The following is a 3,927-nucleotide window of genomic DNA, read 5'->3' as shown; positions in this document are numbered from 1 at the left end:
CGCTCGCCGTGGCGGCGGCGGCGTGAGCGGGCGACCAAATCTCCCTCTCCCCTCCGGGGAGAGGGTCGGGGAGAGGGGCAGTATCGGGCGCGGCGCTGCCGAACTGCCCCTCTCCCGCGCATCGCTTCGCTCGCTTGCCCTCTCCCCGCAAGCGGGGAGAGGGAGACGATGACCGTCCGCGCGCGCGTCATTCCCTGTCTCGACGTCGCCAATGGCCGCGTCGTCAAGGGCGTCAACTTCGTCGAATTGCGCGATGCGGGTGATCCGGTCGAGCAGGCCCGCGCTTATGATGCGGCGGGGGCGGACGAACTGTGCTTCCTCGACATCACCGCCAGCCATGAAGCGCGCGGCACGATCCTCGACGTGGTGCGCCGCACCGCCGAAGTGTGCTTCATGCCGCTGACGGTTGGCGGCGGGGTGCGCTCGGTCGAGGATGCCCGCGCGCTGCTGCTGGCGGGGGCGGACAAGGTCGCGATCAACAGCGCGGCGGTGGCGCGGCCCGAACTGGTCGCCGATCTCGCCGACCGCTTCGGCAGCCAATGCGTCGTCGCCTCAGTCGATGCGCGGCGGGTCGAGGGGGGCTGGGAAGTGTTCACCCATGGCGGCAGACGCGCGACCGGCATCGATGCGGTCGCGCACGCGCTGCGCCTGGCCGAGCTTGGCGCGGGCGAAGTGCTCGTCACCTCGATGGACCGCGACGGCACGCGGCAAGGCTTCGACCTCGCGCTCACCCGCACCATCGCCGATCAGGTCCGCGTGCCGGTGGTCGCCTCGGGCGGGGTCGGCGGCTTGTCCGATCTTGTCGCGGGGATCAGCGAGGGACACGCAAGCGCGGTGCTCGCCGCCTCGATCTTCCATTTCGGCGAAGCGAGCATTGCCGACGCCCACGCCGCGTTGGCGGCAGCGGGCATCCCGGTACGGCGGCCGGTGGCGTGAAGTTCTCGATTCGCCACCACCCCGGCGAACGCCGGGGCCCAGATGCGCCATCGTCGGCAAGCCGGGACAGCACCATGATTTCCGAAGTGTCGCGACTGGGCCCCGGCGTGCGCCGGGGTGGTGCTGGGGCGCAACTGGCCTGTTCAGCAGCGATCCTCGGTCTTCAAGCCGTATCCCCCGCCCTCGCCGCTCCGCATAGCGGTGTGCCAAAGGTCCGCACCGGGCCTGAACTCTCGGACATCGCCTTGTTCGTGGTGGCTGCAATCGGCGTGTTCGTGGTGCGCCGCGCTTTGCGCAAACGCTTTATGAAGCGCCCGCCCAAGGATTGACGCGCGGCAGCACTTGCGCCAGCCGTGGCGTATGGCCCAAGACCCGATCGACCAGCTCGAAGCGACGATCCACGCCCGCAAGGGTGCCGATCCCGCAACCTCCTACACCGCCAAGCTGTTCGCACGCGGCCGCCGCAAAATCGCGCAGAAGGTCGGCGAGGAAGCGGTCGAAACCGTCATCGCCGCGCTGGTCGAGGACAAAGCGGCATTGGTGGGAGAGGCGACCGACCTCGTCTTCCACCTGCTCGTGCTGCTGGCCGAGTGCGACGTCACCCTCGACGACATCCGCGCCGAAATCGCGCGGCGTGAAGGCGTGTCGGGAATCGACGAAAAGGCCGCACGAAAGGCCTAATGCTCCCCTCCCGCTTGCGAGTTGTCCAAAGCGATCGGGTCGGAATTGCCCCCGGCAATTCCTAAAGCGTGCCGGGGGCACGCTTTACCCGATAGCTTTGGACAACTGGGCTGGGGGAGGGCATGAACCTCCAGCACCGCCGGGAGCCCAAGGAGGACACATCCCCTCCCCTAACCCAGCGGGGTTAAAAGTCAGGTCGGGATTGCCCCCGGCAATCCCTCAATTATGCTGGGGGCATAATTGACCTGACCTTTAACCCCGCTCGCAAGCGGGAGGGGAATCTATGCCCGTCGACGCAACACTGCCTTATGACGACCAGAACGTCTTCGCCAAGATCCTGCGCGGCGAGATCCCCGCGACGCGGCTGTACGAGGACGAGTACGCGCTCGCCTTTCCCGACATCAACCCGCAATCCCCGACGCACATTCTGGTGATCCCCAAGGGCCGCTATGTCTCGTGGGACGACTTCAGCGCAAAGGCGTCCGATGCCGAAATCACCGGCTTCGTCCGCGCGGTCGGCAAGGTCGCGCGCGATGCCGGGCTGGTCGCGCCCGGATACCGGTTGCTGGCCAATACCGGCACCGATTCGCACCAGGAAGTGCCGCACCTTCACGTCCATATTTTCGCCGGACGCGCGCTTGGGCCGTTGCTCGCACGCTAAGGGGATTGCGCGCGCCAGTTTTGCGGTTAGGTTTCGCCGCAATCTAACTTTTCTCGTCGGCAACGATCCGACGATGGGGGACTTTTCGAATGGCGACACAGCCCACTACGGGTATCCTGAACCGTATGCTGCTCCGAAAGACCGTGGAGCAGGTACAGCGAGAGACAAAGACCAGCCAACTCAAACGCACGCTTGGTCCCTGGAACCTCGTTTTCCTGGGCATTGGCTGCATCATCGGGGCTGGCATCTTCGTGCGCACCGGCAACGCCGCCGCGCTCCATGCCGGCCCGGCCGTGTTGATCTCGTTTCTGATCGCGGGCTTTGTCTGCGCGCTCGCCGGGCTGTGCTACGCCGAATTGTCTTCGACTCTCCCCGTTTCCGGGTCGGCCTATACCTATAGCTACACCACGATTGGTGAGTTCGCGGCCTGGATCATGGGCGCGCTGCTGCTGCTCGAATATGGGCTTGCCGCATCGGTCGTCGCGGTCGGCTGGGCGGGCTATGTCGTCAGCCTGCTTGGCGATTTCGGCCTGGTCATTCCAGTCGAGCTGACCGGCCCGACCGGCCATGTCATCAAGCATGCCGTCGGCGGGGAACTCGTTCCCGTGCTCGTCAACGGTGCGCCAATCACCTATCTCTTCAACCTCCCCGCTTTCCTGATCTGTATGGCGATGACGGCATTGCTGGTCGTGGGCGTGTCGGAAAGCGCGAAGGTCAACAACATCATCGTCGCGATCAAGCTGACCGTCATCATCGCCTTCATCGTGATTTGCGGTGCCTTTGTGATCGCGCATTTCGGTACGCTCAAGGCCAACTGGTCGCCCTTCATTCCGCCAGCGAGCGGCGACAAGGGTGAGTTCGGCTGGGGCGGCATCCTTCGCGCGGCATCGATCGTGTTCTTTGCCTATATCGGTTTCGAGGCAGTCTCGACCGCAGGCCAGGAAGCCAAGAACCCGGCGAAGGACATGCCGATCGGCCTGCTCGGTTCGCTGTTCGTCTGCACCGCGATCTACATCCTCGTCTCGATCGTGATGACGCTGATCGTCAACTACAAGACGCTCGACGTGCCCGATCCCGTCGCGGTCGCTGTCGACGCGCTTGGCCCGCAATGGGCGTGGTTCGCGAAGCTGGTGAAGGCTGGCGCAATCGTCGGCCTGACCTCGGTGGTGCTGGTTCTGATGTATGGCCAGACGCGCATCTTCTACACGATGGCCCGCGATGGCTTGTTGCCGCGCGTCTTCGCGACGGTGCACGCCAAGTTCAAGACGCCGTGGGTCAACACGCTGCTGGTCGGGCTGATCACGGGGGTGGCGGCAGCCTTCTTCGATATCAACACGCTTGGCGACATGACCTCGGTCGGCACGCTCGCCGCCTTTGCCATCGTCTGCCTGTCGGTGATTTGGCTGCGGCGGACTCACCCCGAGATCCCGCGCGGGTTCCGCGTGCCGGTCTATCCGATCGTTCCGGCGTTGGGGATCCTGACCTGCATCGCGCTGATCTTCACGGTCGAAACGCGCGTGCTGGTGTTTTTCGCCTGGTACACGCTGGCGGCGATCATCCTCTATTTCCTCTATGGCATGCACAACAGCCGCTTGGCCAAGGGGCTCGACGAAGAAGAGGCACCGGACATGGGCGAATATGTCGCCCCG

Annotated in this window: 5 protein-coding genes; all 5 read left to right on the top strand. The window is 65.1% G+C overall.

Going from position 1 to position 3,927, the window contains the following annotated elements:
• The first annotated feature begins 168 nt into the window (after nucleotides 1–168).
• Nucleotides 169–936 carry an imidazole glycerol phosphate synthase subunit HisF gene (gene hisF, locus ON00_RS15485; protein WP_010407340.1) on the top strand — a complete coding sequence of 256 codons (768 nt, stop codon included), beginning with the start codon at nucleotides 169–171 and terminating at the stop codon, nucleotides 934–936.
• Nucleotides 937–1,010: 74 nt separating this feature from the next.
• Nucleotides 1,011–1,265, top strand: coding sequence for a hypothetical protein (locus tag ON00_RS15480; protein ID WP_040601696.1), 255 nt, complete (start codon nucleotides 1,011–1,013; stop codon nucleotides 1,263–1,265).
• Nucleotides 1,266–1,296: 31 nt separating this feature from the next.
• The gene (locus tag ON00_RS15475; protein WP_010407337.1) at nucleotides 1,297–1,617 is read left to right on the top strand and encodes a phosphoribosyl-ATP diphosphatase; all 321 of its coding nucleotides are present in this window, start codon (nucleotides 1,297–1,299) and stop codon (nucleotides 1,615–1,617) included.
• A gap of 283 nt (nucleotides 1,618–1,900) precedes the next feature.
• Complete coding sequence (locus ON00_RS15470) at nucleotides 1,901–2,278, top strand: histidine triad nucleotide-binding protein (RefSeq protein ID WP_010407334.1); 378 nt, start codon at nucleotides 1,901–1,903, stop codon at nucleotides 2,276–2,278.
• A gap of 89 nt (nucleotides 2,279–2,367) precedes the next feature.
• On the top strand, nucleotides 2,368–3,927 hold a 1,560-nt coding region (locus tag ON00_RS15465), incomplete at its 3' end, for an amino acid permease (RefSeq protein ID WP_169313339.1).

Origin of the sequence: Sphingomonas echinoides ATCC 14820 (genome assembly GCF_000241465.1) — a bacterium.
In the GTDB taxonomy this organism is placed as follows: Bacteria; Pseudomonadota; Alphaproteobacteria; order Sphingomonadales; family Sphingomonadaceae; genus Sphingomonas; species Sphingomonas echinoides.
The sequence above is the reverse complement of the archived record's forward strand: the minus strand, read 5'-3'. Positions and strand labels throughout refer to the sequence as shown.